At 36.6% G+C, this 21,880-nt stretch carries 17 protein-coding genes and 1 pseudogene; 10 read left to right on the forward strand and 8 right to left on the reverse strand.

All coding sequences use genetic code 11. The annotated features are described in order from the left end of the window. Positions 1-413: 413 nt before the first annotated feature. The 10 genes and pseudogenes from FHL06_RS06155 to FHL06_RS06200 all read left to right on the forward strand — a co-directional run bounded on the left by FHL06_RS06155 (position 414) and on the right by FHL06_RS06200 (position 13,750). Positions 414-608, forward strand: a complete 195-nt coding sequence (locus FHL06_RS06155; RefSeq protein ID WP_153385355.1) for a RodZ family helix-turn-helix domain-containing protein — start codon at positions 414-416, stop codon at positions 606-608. 222 nt (positions 609-830) lie between these two features. Further along, a complete protein-coding gene (locus FHL06_RS06160) occupies positions 831-3,161 on the forward strand; it encodes a glycoside hydrolase family 65 protein (protein WP_153385356.1) in 2,331 nt (776 codons plus the stop codon). A gap of 16 nt (positions 3,162-3,177) precedes the next feature. After that, entirely contained in the window at positions 3,178-3,987 is an 810-nt protein-coding gene (locus FHL06_RS06165; protein WP_153385357.1) for an SDR family NAD(P)-dependent oxidoreductase, read from the forward strand. 196 nt (positions 3,988-4,183) lie between these two features. After that, positions 4,184-6,490, forward strand: a complete 2,307-nt coding sequence (locus FHL06_RS06170) for a glycoside hydrolase family 65 protein (RefSeq protein ID WP_162000147.1) — start codon at positions 4,184-4,186, stop codon at positions 6,488-6,490. Positions 6,491-6,621: 131 nt separating this feature from the next. Continuing rightward, positions 6,622-7,862: pseudogene (locus tag FHL06_RS06175) on the forward strand (argininosuccinate synthase). Next, complete coding sequence (gene argH, locus FHL06_RS06180; protein WP_153385359.1) at positions 7,859-9,241, forward strand: argininosuccinate lyase; 1,383 nt, start codon at positions 7,859-7,861, stop codon at positions 9,239-9,241. Before FHL06_RS06175 ends, argH begins: the two are co-directional and overlap by 4 nt. 537 nt (positions 9,242-9,778) lie before the next feature. After that, positions 9,779-9,976: a hypothetical protein gene (locus FHL06_RS06185; RefSeq protein ID WP_153385360.1), complete on the forward strand. Its 198-nt coding sequence runs from the start codon at positions 9,779-9,781 to the stop codon at positions 9,974-9,976. A 117-nt stretch (positions 9,977-10,093) separates the two neighbouring features. Further along, the gene (locus FHL06_RS06190; RefSeq protein WP_153385361.1) at positions 10,094-11,296 is read left to right on the forward strand and encodes an acyltransferase; all 1,203 of its coding nucleotides are present in this window, start codon (positions 10,094-10,096) and stop codon (positions 11,294-11,296) included. After that, the gene (locus FHL06_RS06195; protein ID WP_153385362.1) at positions 11,253-12,770 is read left to right on the forward strand and encodes an AMP-binding protein; all 1,518 of its coding nucleotides are present in this window, start codon (positions 11,253-11,255) and stop codon (positions 12,768-12,770) included. Before FHL06_RS06190 ends, FHL06_RS06195 begins: the two co-directional genes overlap by 44 nt. Continuing rightward, the gene (locus FHL06_RS06200) at positions 12,767-13,750 is read left to right on the forward strand and encodes an aliphatic sulfonate ABC transporter substrate-binding protein (protein ID WP_153385363.1); all 984 of its coding nucleotides are present in this window, start codon (positions 12,767-12,769) and stop codon (positions 13,748-13,750) included. Before FHL06_RS06195 ends, FHL06_RS06200 begins: the two co-directional genes overlap by 4 nt. 52 nt (positions 13,751-13,802) lie before the next feature. Here the strand turns inward: FHL06_RS06200 and FHL06_RS14675 are convergent, their stop codons facing one another. The 8 genes from FHL06_RS14675 to FHL06_RS06240 all read right to left on the reverse strand — a co-directional run bounded on the left by FHL06_RS14675 (position 13,803) and on the right by FHL06_RS06240 (position 21,779). Continuing rightward, positions 13,803-14,711, reverse strand: coding sequence for an alpha/beta fold hydrolase (locus FHL06_RS14675; RefSeq protein WP_162000148.1), 909 nt, complete (start codon positions 14,709-14,711; stop codon positions 13,803-13,805). Between the two features lie 91 nt (positions 14,712-14,802). After that, on the reverse strand, positions 14,803-15,618 hold the full coding sequence (locus FHL06_RS06210; protein WP_153385364.1) for a MerR family transcriptional regulator: 816 nt from the start codon (positions 15,616-15,618) through the stop codon (positions 14,803-14,805). A 97-nt stretch (positions 15,619-15,715) separates the two neighbouring features. Further along, a complete protein-coding gene (locus tag FHL06_RS06215) occupies positions 15,716-15,946 on the reverse strand; it encodes a hypothetical protein (RefSeq protein WP_153385365.1) in 231 nt (76 codons plus the stop codon). A gap of 343 nt (positions 15,947-16,289) precedes the next feature. Next, the gene (locus FHL06_RS06220) at positions 16,290-17,000 is read right to left on the reverse strand and encodes an ABC transporter ATP-binding protein (protein ID WP_153385366.1); all 711 of its coding nucleotides are present in this window, start codon (positions 16,998-17,000) and stop codon (positions 16,290-16,292) included. An 11-nt stretch (positions 17,001-17,011) separates the two neighbouring features. Next, positions 17,012-17,818 (reverse strand): ABC transporter permease subunit, encoded by an 807-nt coding sequence (locus tag FHL06_RS06225; RefSeq protein WP_153385367.1) that lies wholly within the window; start codon positions 17,816-17,818, stop codon positions 17,012-17,014. Positions 17,819-17,820: 2 nt separating this feature from the next. After that, positions 17,821-19,323 (reverse strand): AMP-binding protein, encoded by a 1,503-nt coding sequence (locus FHL06_RS06230; protein ID WP_153385368.1) that lies wholly within the window; start codon positions 19,321-19,323, stop codon positions 17,821-17,823. Between the two features lie 390 nt (positions 19,324-19,713). Beyond that, positions 19,714-21,090: a sensor histidine kinase gene (locus FHL06_RS06235; protein WP_153385369.1), complete on the reverse strand. Its 1,377-nt coding sequence runs from the start codon at positions 21,088-21,090 to the stop codon at positions 19,714-19,716. Continuing rightward, entirely contained in the window at positions 21,087-21,779 is a 693-nt protein-coding gene (locus tag FHL06_RS06240) for a response regulator transcription factor (RefSeq protein ID WP_153385370.1), read from the reverse strand. Before FHL06_RS06240 ends, FHL06_RS06235 begins: the two co-directional genes overlap by 4 nt. Positions 21,780-21,880: the final 101 nt, after the last annotated feature.

The following is a 21,880-nucleotide window of genomic DNA, read 5'->3' on the forward strand; positions in this document are numbered from 1 at the left end:
AAACTACAAAACTCCACGGGAACTATTCACTAGTTTCTGTGGAGTTTAGAAATGTACTTTTCTGGTACTGATATATTTCGTATTTATTTTTGGACAAGTGGCTAACTTGTTCTTGTAATTTTCGAATGGAATATTCCAAATGAATCTATTTTTTTATAAATTGTCAATCACTGAATAAAAAAATTGATTTTTTTAATAAAAATAGGTAATACTTCCTTTTAAAAATAATTTTTAAGGTTTCTCTAAGAAACTTCTGATACTATCTTTTTTAAGAAAGATTAATGAAAACACCTTAATAAGGAAAATAATTTCATTTGGTATATTTCTTACTGGAGGGAATGCTATATTAAGTTCTGAGGTTATCTTTCGAGCTTAAAATATCATATATGAAAGGTATAGGTTATATTTGACGCATGACAATAGGAAGATATTTACGTACTAAAAGATTTTTTAAAGAATTAACCTTGCAACAAGTTGTTGACACTGTCAAAACTGATTATAATTTTTCAACATCAACTTCAGTTTTAAGTGCCATCGAAACAGACAAGAATAAGATTTTAGATGGTGAATTATTATTTGTTTTGTCAGATTTGTATAATTTGATTTGAATGAATTGCGTGATTTGATTTTGAAAAATCTCAAGGAAAATAATAATAGAGTATAAACAAAAATCTCGTATCGTTATCGATATGAGATTTTTTATTTATATTAGAAGACTTTTTATCGTAAAGCGATTACAATATTTTTGAGGACATTTATGTTATCGACATTACCGGTATTGAGGCAAAATAATTCGAAATAACTGATTTCGAAAGAACGGATGATGAGAAATGAAATTTTGCGTAGATACAGATAACAAGAACAGTTGGTATATTGGTACGAATAATTTTGATGCTGAAATGGCTAATAAAATGGAAACCTTGATGTTTCAAGGCAATGGCTATTTTGGTATTCGAGCTACATCTGAGGAGCGTCAGCTCAATGAACGGCGGAATATGTTCGTCAGCGGAACATTTGATGAATTTCCTAGCGAAGTGACTGAATTACCTAATTTACCTGACCTTTTGAATATGGAATTTAAGATTGATGGCGAAACTCTATCTTTAGCCAAAGGTCAAATAAAGGGCTATCACAAATATTTGAATTTGAAGAATGGTGAATTAGTTCGGAAATTCAGTTGGCTGATCAATGGTAAGAGAGTTGACTTCAAGTATTCCCGATTTATTTCGATGTCTGATAAGCATTTATTGGTTTCAAAAGTTGAAATTGCTTCAGACCAAGATAATCTGAACATTCAAGTACGTTCGGGTATTGATGGACAACAATCTAACAGTGAAACTCAGCATTTGATGGAAGGCGACAAACGACTTTATGAGGACAAATACTTACAGTTGATGGAAGAGACGCAACAGTCACACATCAAATTTGTCTTTAATGCCAGACATAATGTCTACATTGACGAAGTATTGTTAAGCGAGAAGCCTTTTATCAATATGGGTCGCCGGCAGATTTTTGCGAACTACGATATCCATTTGAACCAGGGTCAACATTTTTCAATGACAAAGTATGCCAGTGTTTATACTAGTATCGATCGAGATGTTGATCAAAAGACAATGGCTGAAAAATCAGTTTCAAGATTAAAGCAAAACTGTGCCTTTAATTATGATGAACAATTACGAAAATCGACTAAAGTATGGGAAAAAGATATTTGGCAAAAGAATACTGTTAAGATTTCGGCTAAAGATATTCGTCCTCAAGTGGCTATTAATTTTGCTAGATATCAATTGGCTGCTAATACTCCTCGTGATACCAGAATGAATATTGGTGCTAAAGGAATTACTGGCGAAGGCTACAAAGGCCATACTTTCTGGGATACAGAAGTCTTTATGTTGCCATATTATATTTTCACGATGCCAAACGTAGCTCACGATTTACTAAGGTATCGTTATCATGGTTTAGCAGGTGCTCATAAAAAAGCTCAGTTCAATAATTATCGCGGAGCCCAATTCCCTTGGGAAGCAGCTTGGCCAGATGATGGCGAAAGTGCTCCATTGTGGGGTAGCGCTGATATTGTCACTGGCGAACCAATGAAAATTTGGTCAGGTTTTATCGAACAGCACGTCACAAGCGATGTCGTTATTGCAATAATGGATTATATCAATGCAACAAATGATCAAAATTTTGCTCAAAAAATGGGCTATGAAATGATTCTTGATGCAGCCATATTTTGGAGCAGTCGTTTAGAATATAATCGTAATCAAGATCGTTATGAAATCAATGATGTGATTGGACCAGATGAATATAAAGAACATGTTGATAATAATGCATATACTAACTACACAGCACGTTGGTGTCTGCAAAAAGCCATCAAAGTCTACAATCTAATAAAGACAGATTATCCAAATCTTTATGAAAAATTGGATACTAAATTAGATTTGACCAAAAATTATGCTGATTGGTTAGTTAAGGTCAACAAGATTTATCTGCCACAGCCAAATGCAGATGGTGTAATTCCTGAAAATGATCAATATTTGGATAAAAAAATAATCGATGTATCTCGTTATCAGGTCAACAATCAACTAAGCAGCATTTTTAAAGATTATAATTTATCACAAATCAATGAGATGCAAATCACTAAACAAGCTGATGTTTTGCTATTGATTTATTTGTTTGGCGATCTTTTCAGCGATGAGGTCAAACAAAGCAATTGGGATTACTACGAACCAAAGACGACGCATGATTCATCGTTATCATTGTCGACACATTCAATCTTAGCGAGTGATTTGAATCTTGATGATTCGGCTTATAAATTTTATGAAAGAGCTTGTGAGACCGATTTAGGCATTCACGCTGGCAAAGCTGCTCAAGGATTGCATATGGCAGCTTGCGGTGGAGTTTGGAACATGACTGTCGAAGGTTTCGGTGGCGTTAGAATCGAAAATGGCAAACTGAAGATTGAACCACATTTGCCTCTTGCTTGGGATGGTTTGGAGTATCAAATAACTTGGCATGGCAGCGCTTTAAAAGTAAAAATAAATAATGACAAACTAGCAGTCGAAGTAATTGGTAAAGGAATCAATTTTATTAGTTTTGGTGAGGAATACCAGATTCCGGCTAACTCAGAAATAGAAATCACGCTACCAGTTATCGCTGAAGTTTAGTTTTTGGAGGAATTTTATGACTAAAGTTGCAATAATTACCGGAATATCATCGGGAATGGGTAAGGCCAGCGCTAAATATTTCAAAGAAAAAGGCTTTGAAGTATATGGTGGAGCTAGACGTGTTGAACGCTTGCAAGACTTGCAAGAGTTAGGCATCCACACTCAAAAGCTAGATGTGACTGATAAAATTTCGGTTCGTGCTTTAGTGGATCGAACAGTGAAAGAACAAGGTCGAATCGATGTTTTAGTTAACAATGCTGGTTATGGAGAATTTGGCCCAATCGAAGAAGTCCCTGTACAAAAAGCTAAGCAGCAATTTGATGTGAATGTTTTTGCGGCCAGTCATTTGACACAATTAGTTTTACCTGTCATGCGTCGTCAAAAAAGCGGTCGTATCGTGAATATTTCTTCAATTGGCGCTAATGTTTACAGTCCATTAGGTGGTTGGTATTATGCAACTAAAGCTAGTCTCAATATGTGGAGCGATGTCTTGGATTCAGAAGTTCGTCGCTTTGGGATTCGTTCAGTCATCGTCCAACCTGGGATGACTAAATCTGAATGGAGTAAAATCGCTCTAGAGAATGCACGTCAAAATCTAGCCGACAATTCGCCATATTCTGATATGGTCGACAAGTTGGATAGTCTGTTTGGAAAATTAAAAACGAGCGCTAGTTCAGAAGATTTGGCAAAAGTCTTTTATAGAGCAGCAACGGATGTTAAACCAAAACGTCGTTATTTCAATTCAATAGTCGATCATGGCATGGTTATGATTGCAAAAGCAATGCCACATACATATCGCAGCATTTTGAATCAATTAATGAAATAAAAGTAAATTTATAAAACAGTAATAGCATCTATTAGGATAATTTCAATGATTATCTTGATAGATGCTATTTTTTTGCGGACAAAAAGGATTGCTGAACGAGATTCTTTTAATTGTTTTTTATAAATCAGGCGACTATATTTAATGTACAAAATATTATATGTTTAAACAAATAATACAGACAAAAGGGGTGAGTAAGATGTTATTCGGAATAGATACAAGAAATGATGATGATTGGTGGATTGGTGTCAAGGCTCCGGATATACGTCATCTGAGTAAATACGAATCCTTAATGTTTCAAGGCAATGGTTATTTAGGAATCCGTGGTGCTCTAGAGGAACGTTACTTGAATGAAAAGCGCGACATGTTCGTCATGGGTTCTTTTGACAAGTTCCAAGATGAAGCCACAGAATTGCCTAATTTACCTGATATCGTCAATATGGAGATTCAAGTCGATGGTAAATTATTGAGTTTGAATCACGGAATAGTTACTAATTATTCTCGGGGATTAAATTTAAAAAATGGTGAAATTGTAAGATCTTTTGATTGGCAAATTGAAGATATCAAATTACATTTTAAGTTTCGTCGCTTTGTCTCGATGGCTGATTGCCACCTCTTTGTCTCAAAAGTAGAAGTAACGCCATTAAATAGAAATATTCGTCTCCAAATAAAATCAGGCATCGATGGACAGCAGACTAATTTTGGTACGCAACATTTTGTTGAAAGTACTAAACGGCTCTTCAATGCTCGGTTTGTCCAGATGCAGACACACACGCAACAGTCACAAGTTAAATTTGCTTTGACGGAATATCATCGACTTTTTTTGGATGAAGAAGAATTGTCCTTAAATCCGCATTTGGAAATTAACCGGCGTCAGATTTTTGCTAATTATTCAGTCGATTTGGTCAAGAATCAAGAATTAGTCTTCATCAAATATGCGACGGTTTTTTCTAGCACCGATAAGGATTTGCAAAAAAATGTTTCTGAAGACTCGTTGATAGAATTGAAACAGGTTGGACGCATGGATTATCAGGAATTGTTGAGACAATCGAGTCAAGTTTGGGATGAAACTATTTGGAATGATTGTCTAGTTGAAATTTCAGCTCACAATAATAAGCCACAAATTGCGGTGAACTTTGCTCGTTATCAATTGCTAGCTAATATGCCTCATGATTTTGGGATGAATATTGGTGCTAAAGGGATGACTGGAGAAGGTTATAAAGGCCATGCCTTTTGGGATACAGAAATTTTTATGTTGCCATTTTTTATGTTCAATATCCCTCAGTTTGCTCAAAATCTTTTGATCTATCGATATTTGGGCTTGATTGGTGCTAAAAGAAAGGCTCATCAAGGTGGCTATCAAGGTGCTCAATATCCTTGGGAAGCTGCAATGCCAACTGATGCTGAATCGGCTCCTTTGTGGGGCAATGCGGATATCATCACGGGCGAGCCAATGAAGATATTATCCGGTTCGACAGAACAACATGTAACTGGAGATGTTGCGTTTGGCGTGACACAATATTTGAAAGCAACGAATGATCAAACTTTTGCTAAACGAATGGGTTATGAGATTATTTTGCAATGTGCCAAATTTTGGGCTAGTCGCATTACTTGGAACAATGAGAAGAACCGTTATGAAATTACTGACGTGATTGGACCAGATGAGTATAAGGAACACGCTTCAAATGATGCGTTCACAAATTATATGGCACATTGGTGCATGAAACAGGGTGCTGAGATTATCTCGGATTTGCGACAAAATGACTTGAGAACTTATGAAAAGTTGAATAAAAAAATTAATTTAGAAAAATTATTTAGAAGTCTAATTTTGAAATCGGCCATGCTTTATGTGCCAGCTCCTAATGCTGATTCGGTCATTCCCCAAGATGATGACTATTTGTCTTATAAGAAAATCAATATCGACAAGTATAAGAAGACTAACAAGAATTTTGACATATTTAAGGACTTTGACCTCAAGCAATTGGATAAGCTGCAAGTAACTAAGCAAGCAGATGTTCTATTACTGCTGTTGCTTTTTGAAGATGATTTTTCCAAAGAAGTGTTGGATAAGAATTGGGATTATTATGAGCCTAAGACAACCCACGATTCTTCGTTATCATTTTCCAGTCATGCTATTTTGGCAAATGACTTAGGATTATACAACCGTGCCTTTGATTACTTTGAAAATAGTTGTCAAATAGATTTAGGCAAGAATATGGATTCTTCTATTATGGGACTGCATATGGCTGGACTTGCCGGGGTCTGGAAGGTAGTGGTTGAAGGATTTGGCGGCGTTAGAATCGACCATGATAATTTAAGGATTCAACCACACATTCCTAAGACTTGGAATTATTTACGTTATTCTATAATTTGGCAAACTAAGAAATTAAATATTTTAGTAACTCATCGGCACTTTTCAATCGTCGCTGATGGTCGGGTCAAATTTATTCATCAAAAAAGAATTTATCAACTAGAACCTGATGAAAGACTGACAATTGAACTTTAGTAAAACCTACCTTTATTAAAAATGATTAAAACATTTAATTTTATTCTAATTTAATGGTTGAAAAATAAAATATAAGGTGCTATTATCATTTCCATACATTAATTTTTTTCTAATAAAGGGAGAACAATATTATGACAGAGACAAAAAAAGTAGTACTAGCATATTCAGGCGGATTGGACACATCAGTTGCCATTCCGTGGTTAAAAAATAAAGGTTATGACGTAATTGCTTGTTGCATTAACGTTGGCGAAGGAAAAGATTTAGATTTTATTAAGTCTAAGGCAATCGATGCCGGTGCAGTTGATGCTATCGCGATTGATGCACTTGATGAATTCGCTGACGATTACGCTTTAGTAGCTTTACAAGGACATACCCTCTATGAAGGTATTTATCCTCTTCTCTCTGCTCTCTCCCGACCTCTTATTAGTAAAAAATTAGTTGAAATTGCCAAAGAAAATGATGCAGTTGCCATTGCCCATGGCTGTACCGGAAAAGGCAACGATCAAGTTCGTTTTGAAGTTGCTATCCACGCTTTGGCACCAGAAATGAAGGTTCTTGGACCAGTTCGTGATTGGCACTGGTCACGTGAAGAAGAAATCGAGTACGCTAAGGAACACAATATTCCTATTCCAATTGATTTGGATTCTCCATATTCCATCGATGCCAATATTTGGGGTCGTGCTAATGAATGTGGCGTGCTGGAAGATCCTTGGAATGAAGCTCCAGAAGATGCCTTTGATATCACCAAGCCTATCGAATTGACGCCAGACAACCAACTAGCGTTGAGATTGCTTTTGAAAAAGGCGTTCCCGTTTCATTAGATGGCGAAAAAATGAAATTTTCAGATATGATTCAAGAATTGAATGTCATTGCCGGTGATAACGGAATTGGACGTATCGACCATATCGAAAATCGTTTGGTTGGAATCAAGTCCCGTGAAGTTTATGAAACACCAGCTGCAGCGGTTTTGTTGAAGGCTCACCAAGAGTTGGAAGATTTGACTTTGGAACGTGATTTGGCGCATTTCAAGCCTTATATTGAAAAAGAATTGAGCGACACGATTTACAATGGCTTGTGGTTCTCACCACTGATGGATTCATTGCTGGCTTTCTTGCATGAAAGTCAAAAGACCGTCAATGGAGTTATTAAATTGAAATTATTTAAAGGTAGCGTCTTAGTTCAAGGACGTAAATCACCAAATTCACTTTATGATAAAGATTTGGCAACTTATACTTCAGCCGATTCATTCGACCAAGAAGCTGCTCAAGGATTCATCAAACTTTGGGGCTTGCCAACACAAGTTTCAGCTCAAGTAACTCAAAAAGCTAAGAGTAAAAAAACAGTCAGTCATCAAACTGGAGTAAACCAATGAGTACCGAAAAACTTTGGGGTGGCAGATTTTCCCAACAAGCCGATGCTTGGGTAGATGAGTTTGGAGCTTCGATTCATTTTGATCAGTTGATGGCTGATGAAGATATCGAAGGTTCCTTAGCCCATGTCAAAATGCTTAAGAAAACTAAGATTCTCAATCAAACTGATAGCGACCAAATCATTGCCGGATTGCTAGATATTCAAAAGGATCTTCATCAACAAAAGCTGCATTTCACTGTCGAAAATGAAGATATCCACATGAATATTGAAAGCATTCTGACAGAGAAGATTGGCCCGGTGGCTGGAAAATTGCATACAGGTCGTTCAAGAAATGACCAGGTAGCGACTGATTTTCACCTGTATGTCAAAAAAAGGTTGCCTAAGATTATTGAAGAAATCAAAACGATTCAAAAAACACTTGTTAAACTAGCTGATGAAAATGTCGAAACGATTATGCCGGGATACACTCATTTGCAACACGCCCAGCCAATTTCATATGGTCATTACTTGATGGCTTATTATTCGATGTTGAAACGGGATGTTGAGCGCTTCATGTTCAACCAAAAGCATACCGATATTTCGCCTTTAGGTGCAGCTGCCTTAGCTGGAACGACCTTTCCAATCGATCGAGAATTTACGGCTAAAGAATTAGGGTTTAAGGATGTTTATACGAATTCACTCGATGCAGTGTCAGACCGAGACTTTGCATTAGAGTTTTTGAGCAATGCTTCAATTTTGATGCTCCATTTGTCACGATTCTGTGAGGAATTGAGTATGTGGGTCAGTTATGAATTTGATTATCTTGAGTTAAGCGATAAGTATACGACCGGTAGTTCAATCATGCCGCAGAAGAAAAACCCGGATATGGCTGAATTGATTCGTGGAAAAAGTGGACGGGTCTTTGGACATTTAATGGGACTGCTTTCAACAATGAAATCTTTGCCATTAGCTTATAATAAAGATTTGCAAGAAGATAAAGAGGGCGTCTTCGATACCGTCAAAACAATCTTGCCAGCTTTAAAAGTCTTTAATGGAATGATTTCAACGATTGAAGTTCATAAAGATAAAATGTATAAAGCAACAACGCATGACTTTTCCAATGCAACTGAATTAGCTGATTACTTGGCAACTAAAGGGATACCTTTTCGTGAAGCGCACGGAATCGTTGGTCAGTTAGTTTTAAAGGGGCTGCAAAATGGTAAAAATCTTCAAGATATTCCAATGGAAGAATTTAAAGAAATTTCACCATTGATTGAAGAAGATGTTTATCAGGTTTTGAAACCAGAAGTAGCTGTCGAAAGAAGAAATTCTTATGGCGGTACAGGTTTTAAGCAAGTTCGAGAACAAATTGAGCAGGCTAAAAAAGAATTGGAAATTTGATGCCGTCCTCCATAGCAAAGAAAATTTGGCTGGAACGATGTGGGCACGACTTTAAGCCTTTGCCAAGTTCGGGCAAAGTCTTAAAGCTCGGCCTTATTCTAAGCAATAAATTGCTAAGAATAATTTCACATCTGAGCCAATTTTCTTTGCTATTCCGGACTGGATAGTGGTTTTATTTTTTACAAGTAATTAAGAGGGAATCCTATATTATAGGGTTCTCTTTTTTGATAGTTGGATATAGAAAAAACCAAAAGGTTCTGAATATTAGGGACTATAGAATAAAGTAAACTCAATAAATCTCGTACATTATGGTTTTTATGGAATGACATATGGAAGATATAATAATCATCTTAATCTCTTTGGAATTTAAAAATTGTTTTATTATGGAATAAACTAAAAATGTAGTTAGCGTCAAAAAGCATCCCATGCAGATAGCAGCTTATCGACTGTATATCTACATTGAATGCTTTTTTGATTTGAATTTTCTTGAAATAAACAATAAAAGACGTTATTCAGTCGGGAGTGGCAGCTTTGTGGATGCTCAGTACTGAAATTTCACTTAGCGATTTATCGCTTAGTGAAAGACCAATCTTTGAGACAATTCCTGGTTCTGGAATTGGCTTAAAGTTGCGTCCAGTACGTTCCAGCATCCACAAAGCAGAACGGACGACGACATCTAACATTAACCTAACTAAAAAAACAATGATATTTTTAGAATTTTATTTTGCTTTCTAAAGATGTATCTAAGAATTTCTTATTTTAACCTTAGCTATTCATCAAGACCTAGCGGTGTCAGGATGCTATAACTTATATATGATTTAGAAAAGTAAGAAAAGTAACAGAGGTGGCCTTTTGTCAGAAGTAAAAAAGAAAAAGAAATATTTATATGAGGTCGACCTGATGCGTGTTCTTTTTATCGGTGGTGTGCTGTTGAACCATACAACTACTGCTTTTAAAAACAATGTTGGCAGTGGGTCGGGAAGTGAATTGTTCTTAGAAGCAAGTCACTTGATGCTTCACTTTACTAGAATGGGCTTCATGTTTATTACAGGTCTAGTTTTAGTGCTTAATTATTACAATAGAAAACATCAATGGTTCAAATTTTGGAGAAAACGTTATATCAATGTCGGAATTCCCTATATTGGTTGGAACGCCATCATGATGTGGTTTACGACCATTACGGCTGGAGTCGCGTTAAATTGGCCTAATTATTTTCAGAACTTATGGGATGCCATAATTCATGGTAATAAATATTACATGTACTATATTTTGGTAACTTTCCAGTTATATCTGATTTTCCCATTACTGATCTACATGTTTAAGAAACTTAAGAACCATCATATGGCTATTTTAGTAACTAGTGCCATCATACATTTGTTATTAGTTATTGGAATCAAGTATTGGTTACCAGGTGTCGATCGTGACAATTGGTGGTACTTGTTTAGAGCCTATGGATTAAATGTTTTAGTTTATGAATTCTACTTCATTGCTGGAGCTTTCGTAGCAATTCACTACAACGAAGTCGATAAATTCATCGAAAAGAATCACCGAGTTATCGGTTGGTCAACTCTAGCTTTAGCAATTGGTACAGTTGGCTTGTTCTTTGGAAATATCAATATATTACATTTGAGCATGTCAGCAACTGAATCGATTCACCAACCATTTATCTTTATCTATGACACATTCATGATTGTTTTTGTTTTTTGGATTGGACGTCAATACGCTCATGCTAGACATCATGGATTGCCAGCTTGGGCAGATCGAATGGTCAAGAACATGTCGAGAGTCTCATTTGGAATCTATTTAGTTCAAACGATTCCTATCACATTCTTGTATGGAATCCTTAGTGTCGTTAAGTTGCCTTCAATCGTGACACTACTATTGCTTCCATTAGGATATGCCTTTGTACTCGGCGGATCATTTTTGATTTCGTGGTTCTGTTACAAGATTCCACCATTTGGAGTATTGATTGGACGTCCACAGTGGCACATCAATAAAGGAGTAAGAAAAAATGTCAAAAATAACGAAGCAATTAAACAAGCAGTTAGAGAATAATATTAATGAAAAAGTTATTAAAGATGAAACTTTAGGTCGTTGGTTTAACGGCAATGAAATTACTCAAGATGTTAAAAAGGTCCGCGACGAATTAGTCGATTTACACGTTGGGTCAAGTGATGTGGTGTTGGTCTGTTTACCTAATACCGCAGCTTATCCTGTAATTACGCAAGCTATCTGGGAAGTTGGAGCAATCATGCATCCAATTTCTGCAACGACTCCTAAAGAGGAATTGAAGCAAGCCTTAAATGAACATGATTATGTTTTATCGATTGTCAGCGATGATTTAGTTGATGCCGTTTTAGAAGACCGTTTAGCCAGTGTTACGACATTAGATTTACAAACTTATCCCATGTTAAAACTTATTAGAGACCGTAATTTAGTTGGCCATGATGAACAAATTCCTGCGGAAGACGATTTGGCCTTGATTATGAATACTTCCGGGACGACCGGTAAGCCTAAACGTGTCGGTATTACGCATCGCTTGCTTTTAAATGGTTTTGAACATGATATCGAAAGTCACAAGATGACGCCAGAAGATACAACTTTGGTAGTTATGCCAATGTTTCATATCAATGCTCAAGCTGTATCGATTCTTTCAACTCGCTTATCTGGTGGAAAAATCGTTATTTCAAAGAAATTCAGTGCTTCCAGATTTTGGAATCAAGTACGTAATAATGGCGTTACTTGGGTCTCAGTTGTCCCAACCATCGTTAATATTTTACTGATCAATAAAAAAGCTAATGAAAGTTATAGCGATGATATCAACTTACGTTTCGTTAGAAGTTCATCGTTTGCCTTGCCATTAGATAAGTTGACCGCCTTTCAAACTCGTTTCCACACACAAATTTTGGAAGGTTATGGCATGACTGAAACTGCTAGTCAATGCACGATTAATCCATTTGACGCTCCAAAGGTTGGTTCCGCAGGTAAGCCATTTAAGACCGATGTCAAAATCATGGTCGATGGAAAAATTGCTCAAGAAAGCAACATTACGGGTGAAATTGTCGTTCGTGGCGATCACGTCATCAGCGACTACTTAGATCCACATCCTGATTCATTTCAAGATGGCTGGTTTCTCACTGGTGATTTAGGATATTTCGATGAAGATGGTTACTTATTCGTCAAAGGTCGTAAGAAGGACATCATCAGTCGTGGCGGTGAAAAAGTTGCACCAGCACAAGTTGAAAATGCTTTGAGCCAGTTGAATGCTGTTAAAGAGGTTTCTGTTATTGGAACGCCGGATGATTTATATGGTGAAGCTGTAACAGCTGTTATTATTCCTCGCGGACAACAAGATGATGATTTATTACGTCAAAAAATCCAAGATCACGCTAAAAAAACGTTGGCAAAATACGAACAACCAACAAGAATTTTCTTTGTTGACGATTATCCTCGTAATGCAACTGGAAAGGTTATCCGTTTAAAATTACGTGAACAAGTTATGACAACAATGGTAGGTAGAGGTGCATGAGAAAAAAACAACGCAGACTAAAAAAATTATTAATCAGTGTCGTCTTAATTTTCTGGGCCGCAGTCGCTATCTATGGCTTTACGCAAACTGATGCTGGAGCTTCAGTTTCTGGTTCTGATACGCAGAAAGTCACAATCGGTTATCAAAAGGGCGATCCTTTCGATATCGCGAAAGAACGTGGCGAATTTGCTAAAAAGATGAAGGCTAAAGGCTACACTGTCAATTGGAAACAATTCCAAGATGGAAGTTCCTTGATGCAAGCCCTAAAGGCCGGCAGTATCGACTATGCTAGAACAGGTGATACTCCACCAGTTTCTGCTTTATCAACTGGTACGAAATTAACTTATGTCGCTGCTGGTTATTCGAAGGCTAAAGGTTCAGGAATCCTAGTTAAAAAGAATTCTGGAATCGACTCAATTAAGGCTTTGAAGGGTAAGAAAGTTGCTTATACTAAAGGAACTAGTTCTCAGTACATGCTATTATCAGCTCTAGAAAATGCTGGTATGAGTGCTGATGACATCACTTGGGTCAACATGGATCAATCTGGTGCCAGTGCTGCCTTTTCTAAAGGTAAAGTCGATGCCTGGGCAACTTGGGATCCATACACAGCTCAAGATCAGTTGACACAAAATGGTAAGATGCTGACTGATGGAACAGGTATTACTAATAACCGTGATTACATCTTAGCTTTACAAAGTTACGCTAAATCAAATACGAAGGTTTCGAAATATTTGATTAAATATCTCGAAGAAGATATGAAATGGGCTAATAATAATCACAGTGAATTAATCGATATGATGAGTAAATCGCTGAAAGTTTCTAAATCAGTTGTTAAGAAAATGGTTAATAGAAGAACTTATGGAATTTCGAAGATGAGCAGTAAGTATGCTAAAGAAGAGCAAAAAATTGCTGATTTATTCTATAGTGAAAATCTGATTGATAATAAAGTAAAAATTGATGATACAGGCGATTACAAGTAAAAATAAAGGAGTTCTATTTGGTAGTTTTTAACTAACCAGATAGAACTCCTTTTTAGTTTGAAAAATATTTTTTGGCAAAAGCTGTGACATTGTCGATATAAGTTTGTCTGCTTTGAGTAAGAGATCCCGCATGTCCCGCATGTTTAACAATCCAAAGTTTCTTAGGACCTTTATTGTAGTTGAAATTTTGATAAGCATTTTTAGTAGGAACAAATTTATCTTCAGCTCCATGGATAATGTATAAGGGAACCAGATTATTTTTTAAAAATTTTTTCGTGTCAGCTTGATAAAAGTTATAATCAGCTAAAAGTTTACTCAAGAGGCTTGTCGTAGGGATGATGGGAAAACTTGGCAAGTGAAACATATCCTTTAATTGGTAAGACAATTCTCCAGAAATTGAAGAATAGCCACAGTCAGCTATCGCAAATTTAACATTTGGCAGAGGTTTTTCTAAAGCATACATGACAGTGGAAGCTCCCATACTGATGCCATACAAGCCAATTTCTGATTTATTGCCAAATTTTTGATTGATCAGTTTAATCCAATTGACCATATCAGGTCGGTCTTGAAATCCGTAACCAGAATATTGGCCTTGACTTAGTCCAAAGGAACGTAAATCTGGAGTTAAAACGTTATAACCGGCGTCGTGAAACATCCGCACATATGAACCCATGTATTTACTGGAACTGCCAAAGCCGTGCACTACGATTACTGTCTTAAAGGATTTGTCGTCAGCTGGCAAGAAGCGAGCACGAATTTTAAGACCGTTTGGCAAAGTTTGTTCCCAGATAGTTTGTTTTTGGTCCATGAACCAACGACTGTTAGGACTTAAAGTGTTTTTGACTCGAATACTAAAGCCGTTTCTGTTGAAAGCATAATTGAATAACAGATCACTTATGATGACGTCAGAAATTACTGCACCAGCAGCAATCGAGAGTGTAATTTTCGTAAATTTTTTCACAGTTGAATTATCCCTAACTGAAATTATTATTGCCCCGTAATAATAAGCCAGTTGGTAATTTGATTGCAACTAAAAAGAGCAATAATTGCAGTTAGTCACGAATCAGCATTTCCAAACGAATAATATTTTGAGCATCGGGTAGGGATGAATTCTTGCCTAAATTGAGATGCCAGAGCTTTTTCTCAACTGCTAGGTTTCTGTCTTCAATCAACTGTTCTAAAATAGAGAGACCCTTTTTGAGATTGTGACAGCTATCTCCAGAGTGACTGGGGATATCAATTGCTAAATAGTTGCCAGCAGGGCGAGTGATAGTCGTGATAAAGTTGTCGTTTATCGGAATCGTGGCTTCTTTGATGAGATTGAAATTAGTGTTCTCTAAAGTTTTATCTTCGCCTGCTTTAGGCAAATCAATGATAAAACCGGAGTAATTTCCATTAATACCCATGAATTGTTCCAAATGACTGTGAAATTCAGAAAAGATTTTGGCAATTTGTCGCGAAGAACAATTGTCTGAGATATTGGAACGCCAGAAAAAAGATTCTTGATGAATGACTTCAAAGGGTTGATAGAAGTCTTTTTTAGGAGCACTTGTTTTAAGCAATTTGCGGTCGATAAAAGTATTGACCTTTAACAAATCGCTGATTTGGTCGTTGACTTGAGATTTTAATTTTAACAACAAGTCATTAGAAATATCAGATTGTTGCTTGATATTTTTAATCTCTGCAATCGATAATCCTAATTTTTTCAAAGTTAGAATTGTCGCTAACTCATTAACTTGCTCGTATTCATAGAAGCGATAACCTTCTTTATTGACCATGGCAGGCTTAAATAATTCGTTTTTATCGTAGAGAATCAAAGAACGTCTAGTGATGTGAGCAAGTTTAGCAAATTCGCTGATTTTTAACATTAAAGAATTTCTCCTTAGCGTGGCAATTTCGATAGCTCATAGTTTACCATAGCTTTTATTAGAAAAGTCTCTTAATCGATAATTAAAACATTAAAGTTTACATTAGAAAATAATAATAATTTAAATAAAAAAATACCAAAAAAAGCAAGCCCATTAAGACTTGTTCTTTGATTCTTAAGTTAGTACAGGATTCCGTCGTCCGTTCTGCTTTGTGGACGCTGGAACGTACTGGACGCAACTTTAAGCCAATTCCAAAACCGGGAATTGTCTCAAAGATTGGTCTTTCACTAAGCGATAAATCGCTAAGTGAAATTTCAGTACTGAGCATCCACAAAGCTGCCACTCCCGACTGGATAACGTCATTTATTGTTTATTTCAAGCAATTCAAAAGCAAAAAAATATCTATCTAGATATAGTCGATAAACTGTTATCCAAATAGATATTTTTGTTGTTTGTTATCAAAATAAAACCACTATCCAGTCCGGAATAGCAAAGAAAATTGGCTCAGATGTGAAATTATTCTTAACAATTTATTGTTTAGAATAAGGCCGAGCTTTAAGACTTTGCCCGATTTTGGCAAAGGCTTAAAGTCGTGCCCACATCGCTTTTGCCAAATTTTCTTTGCTATGGAGGACGGAATCTTATACTAATCGAAGTTTAAGAAGAAACTATTAAGCAGATTCTTTTTGGGTTTTCTTTTCGTCTAAAATCTCACCTAGGACACGATCGGCTACAATACCGATTTGACCAGCATTGCGATTCTTAGGACAATCTTCTTCATAAGAATTAGTTGAGTTCTTCATTACAATGATACGATCGGCCATGCGGGCAGCTTCTTCAACATCGTGAGTGACTAAGATGGTAGTCAATGCTTGTTTCTTGCAGATGTTTAAAATAAGATCTTGCATCTTACGTCTAGTCAAAGCATCCAAGGCACCTAAAGGTTCATCCAATAGCAGAATCTTAGGATTAGTCATCAAAGCTCTGGCTAAGGCGACACGTTGTTTTTGACCACCAGATAGTTGATTAGGGAAGTGATCTGCGTAATCTTCCAATTCAACTAGCTTCAATAATTCTTCGGCATGCGCTTTAGTATTTTTATCCTTTGAACCAAAGGATAAATTGTCTAAAACGGACATCCAGGGAAGCAATCTATCTTCTTGAAACATAACTCGTGTCAATGATTTTGAATCATCAGCGTTGATAGAAACTGAACCGGAAGTAGGTTTTTCTAGTCCGGCAATCAACCGCAAGAGGGTACTTTTACCCCCACCACTCATACCAACTAAGGCTACGAATTCACCTTGGTTGATAGTTAGATCAATATCGTGTAATGCGGTTAAATTATCATACATTTTATTTAAATTTTTTACAGTAATCATTGGTTCACTCGTTAAACATTGCTCCTTCCAGTATTTTGCCAATCTAATAAGAGACTTTCAAAACCTTTAGCGACTAAATCAGAAATTTTTCCGAGGATAGCATAGACGACGATACATAAGACAACTGTCTCCATATCCATGAAGTCTTCGGCATTATTAGCCATATAACCGATACCTGAATCAGCAGAAATTGTTTCAGCAACAATCAATGTGGTCCACATCACGCCTAGAGCGTAGCGGATACCAACTAAAATCTGTGGTAAAGCCGCTGGAAAGATAATTTTGAAAAATAATTGTTTTTTCGATAATTCATAAGATTTTCCCATTTCAATCAAATCTGAATCAACAGAACGAATTCCGTGGAAAGTGTTGATATAAATTGGGAACATCGTACCAATGGCAACTAAAGAAATCTTAGCTGATTCATTGATTCCTAACCAAAGGATGATTAAGGGGATAAGGGCTAAATGAGGGATATTACGAAACATTTGAATCGATGAATCAAATAGTAAACGGCAAGTGTGAGACATTCCGTTAACAAATCCTAGAATAAAGCCAACTCCACCACCAATCAAAAGACCAACTGTGGCCCGATATAAACTGATACTTAAGTTTTTAGGTAGTTCGCCTGAAATCGTCAATTTGATGCCATCTTGAACTACTGCAATTGGTGAAGGCAAGACAGAACTGGATAACCAGCCTAAATTGCTGCTGATTTGCCATAATAAAAGAACAAGTATCGGTATCAAAAATGGTAAGAGTTTATTGATTGGAAGGTGAAAAGATTTTTTCCTATCTAAAGTGACAGATTTTTGCATTTTTAAGCCTCCTTAAGTTGTTGAGTCACTTCTTGAGCTAGAAGCGTACGTTGAATTTTCCCAGTAGCATTCTTAGGTAATTTCATATCAAAAATGTATTTTGTGGGACGTTCAACAGGTAATAATTGCTCATTTGCTAATTCATTCAACAAAGCAAGTTGGTGCTGATGTTCTTTAGTCTGTTCTTTAGGAACAATAACGGCGGTAACAGTTTCACCGTAAATCAAATCAGGAGTTCCAACAACGGCGACTTCCTTAACAAATTTCAAATTGACTAAGCAGTTTTCAACGGCAAGAGGATTAACATTTTCACCGCCACGGATAATCATTTCCTTGCTACGACCAGCAATCGTTAAGTAACCATTGATATCAAGTGAACCTAAGTCTCCGGTCAAAAGGAATCCATTGTCAAAGGCCTCAGGTTGAGGGTCGAGATAGTGAGTAATGATGTTGTCGCCCTTTAAGGCAATTTCACCAACAGAACCAATAGGAAGTTCCTTTAAATCTTTATCTAAAATCTTAATTTCAATCTTATGGATTGTTCCAACAGTATTTTGAATAGGCTTTTCGAGTGGATTTTGTGCAATCTGACCCGCAGCTTCAGTCATACCGTAACTTTCAATTAAGGGAATGTTAAATCTTTCGTGGAACTTTTTGTGAATACTTGGTAAGAGAGGGGCTGAAGCAGTTCTGAGAAATCGCAAGTTGTTTTCAGCCGGCTTTTCTTCACGTTGCAAAAGAATCGCAACGATTGCTGGAGTGAGTGACACCCATGTAACCATTTCATCGCCAACTTCTTTCCAAAAGAGGTGAGCACTGAACTTTGGTCTAAAGAGCAATTGTCCATGAGATAAACGTGTTGCTAAATTGGAGATGACCATGGCATTGATGTGGAACATTGGCATTAAGATGAAAGTACTGTCTTTTTCAGTCAACTCCTCACTATCGATGACATTAAAAGCACCAGCCAACAATTGACGATGCGTCAAACCAACACGTTTGGGCTTACCAGTAGTTCCAGAAGTGTGCATGATAAGACCGATTTGGTCATCATCTGGATCATCAATTAAATGAGCCACATGTTTGTTACGAACATAAATTTGAACCTCAGGTTCATGCAAAGTAGTCAAACGAGGTTGACTGGAGAAAGTAGGCTCCAAAAACTTCATCTGTGAAACATCGCTGTTAACGACAATAGCAGAATAGTGATATTGATTTTCCAATTCGCTAATTTGAATTTCAGTAGTCTTAGGATTGATAGGTTGAACAATCGCACCAATCTCCCACAAACTTTGAGTGACCAAAGTGTAAGAAACTGAATTAGTCAAAGCAATCAAAACAATATCATTGTGACCAATACCCTTGTTCTTCCAGTAATTCTTCCAAACATTTTTTTCTAAGTTAAGCTCGTTACCAGAGTACCAGTGCGCCTTTGCATCCTGCATCAAAGGACGAGAAGCACCAGCAAGCAATTGTTGGTTTAATCTTTCAGTAAGTTCTGACATAAGTAGTACCATGTCCTTTCATTTCATTACGATAAATCATTATTTTTTATTAGTTTATTTATTTCATTGAATAAACATAGTTTACAAGGATTTATGAGAAGGAACTACTTAGGTTTGATAAGGTTTATATAAGAAAAACTTAGAAAGCAAGAGAGCGCAACAAGCCCGGGAGCTACCGAGGATTAAGACAATTTTCCAAAGTGTTCGCGTACTATGCGAACAGTTTGGGAAATAGGCTTAACCGGAAGTAGCTGGCTTGTGGAGCTCGTTTCCACTATGCAGCAGAAAGGGTATGGTTATGCAGCATGGGAGCAATTGTTATCCATCAAAAAATCATAGTAAAAAAAATAAGCCCCCAAAAAGGAGACTCATAAATAATAATAAGCAATCCTAAAACCAAACCCGAAAAATAGAACCACAAGGCTGATTATCCAAAACCTCAATCGTTCCATTATTCAACTTAACCAACTGCGAAACAATCGACAATCCCAAACCACTACCTTTAATTTCAGTAGAATGAGAAACATCGACCCGATAAAATCTTTGGAAAATCAAACTCTTTTGATCATCAGGAATACCGATTCCCAAATCAGCAATATCCAAACGAGCTTTGCCATCGACTTCCTTTAAACTCAAAGTAATCGGCTTATCTTCCGAAGAATATTTATTAGCGTTGTCCAATAAAGCGACGATGATTTGCTTCAAAGTATCGTCGTTTCCAGAAATATGTAAATTTGGTTCGATTTCTAATTTCAAGTGCTGAGCAATCGTCTTTTGATATTGCGTACCAATATTTTGAGCTAATTTAGAGAAATCAACATCCTTTAAAATCAGCTCAGCTCGGTCAGCTCTTGATAAATCTAAGAGGTTCTTAATTAGATTTTGCATCCGCAATGATTCTTCATCAATAAAACCAAGCGATTCAGGGATAACATCGGGATGCTTATCGCCGTGACGCTTAATTAAATTAATATTTCCACGAATGGCAGCGATTGGCGTCTTCAATTCGTGAGAAGCATTGGAAACGAAGTCCCGTTCTCGTTGCAGACGTTTATTTTGCGTCTTTAACAATTCATTGAAGACATGACCAAGTTCACTGATTTCTTGAGGACTCTTAGGAACTTGCAAAGTTGGCTGGTCAGCATCAGTATCTTTAATTTTCTTTCTCGTTTCATTTACTAAAGCAATTGTTGGCGAACTTAACTTAGCAGATAATTGTGCTGCCCACCAGGTTCCAAAGCCTAAAGTAATGAAGGTGATGATGCTAATGATTATCAAAAGCAAAATCATACTACTGATTAAATTATTTAAACTAGCCCAAAGTTGATAAGTCGTACCATCTTCAGAATTTTTGTAGAATAAGAATAATCCGTAGCCTTGGACATAAACGATATGTTGACCAGGTAAAATTTTAAACTTATGTTGATTGATAAATTTTTTAGAAGCTGAAGTCGTGATGATATCAGGCCCCATGCGACTAGAAGATGCCGTGATAGAGGACTGCTTCGTCTTAACACGAATGACCGTATTTTGGCGCGTGTGACGGTTATTCTGATTGTTCCAATGGATAAAACTTGGAATATCATCGATGTTAGCTCGATAAAGACTCATCATCTGACCTTGCGCATCCCTGACAGTTTGTGAATAGCGCTGAATACCTACGACGACTAAAATCAATATGCTGATTGACACAGTAATGATAATAACTAGTTTTCTGATGGCATTGTTAATCAGTTCTTGATAAGTAGGCGCTACTTTTTTGTTCATTCGATAACATCCTCAAGTGAGTAGCCAACGCCGCGAATCGTTTGAATCAGCGGTTTATTTTTTTTGCCATCAATTTTTCCACGAAGGTAACCGACATAAACATCAACAACATTTTGTTGACCAAGGAAATCTTTTCCCCAGACGTTGTCGAGTAACTCATCACGCGTGAAGACTTGTCCAGTATGCTGCAAGAAAAAGAGCAAGAGGTCGTATTCACGTCTAGTTAATTGAACATTCTCGCCATTTCGTGTAACTTGATGCGATTTGGTATTTAAAGTCAGATCAGCTACTTGATAGGTTTGTTCAGGTTCTGTCATGTGTTCAACGTGTCGTTGGATTACACGAATCCGAGCTAAGAGCTCCTCGATTTCAAAAGGCTTTGTGATGTAATCGTCAGCACCGTTATCTAAACCAGCAACTTTATCGCCAACATAATCTCGAGCGGTCATGACAATAACTGGGACTTGGTCGTTCTTTCTGATTCTTCTGAGAACTTCCATACCATCTAATTTTGGTAACATCCAGTCCAAAAGGATCAACAAGAGTTTGTTTTGATTTTTTTCATACAAATCTAAGGCTTCAACGCCATCGTTAGCGATAATGACATTGAAATCCTCAAATTCTAATTCTTTCCCGACATAACTTGAAAGACTACGTTCATCTTCAACGATTAAAATTGTATTTTTCATTAACAACAAATCTCCCAACCAATAGTTTCTACTATATATACTAGCAAATAGTAGCAAATTTACCTTAATTATAACTAAAAACATTTCTAATGCGTAATAAT

Source organism: Companilactobacillus halodurans, from assembly GCF_009600985.1.
GTDB classification, from domain to species: Bacteria; Bacillota; Bacilli; order Lactobacillales; family Lactobacillaceae; genus Companilactobacillus; species Companilactobacillus halodurans.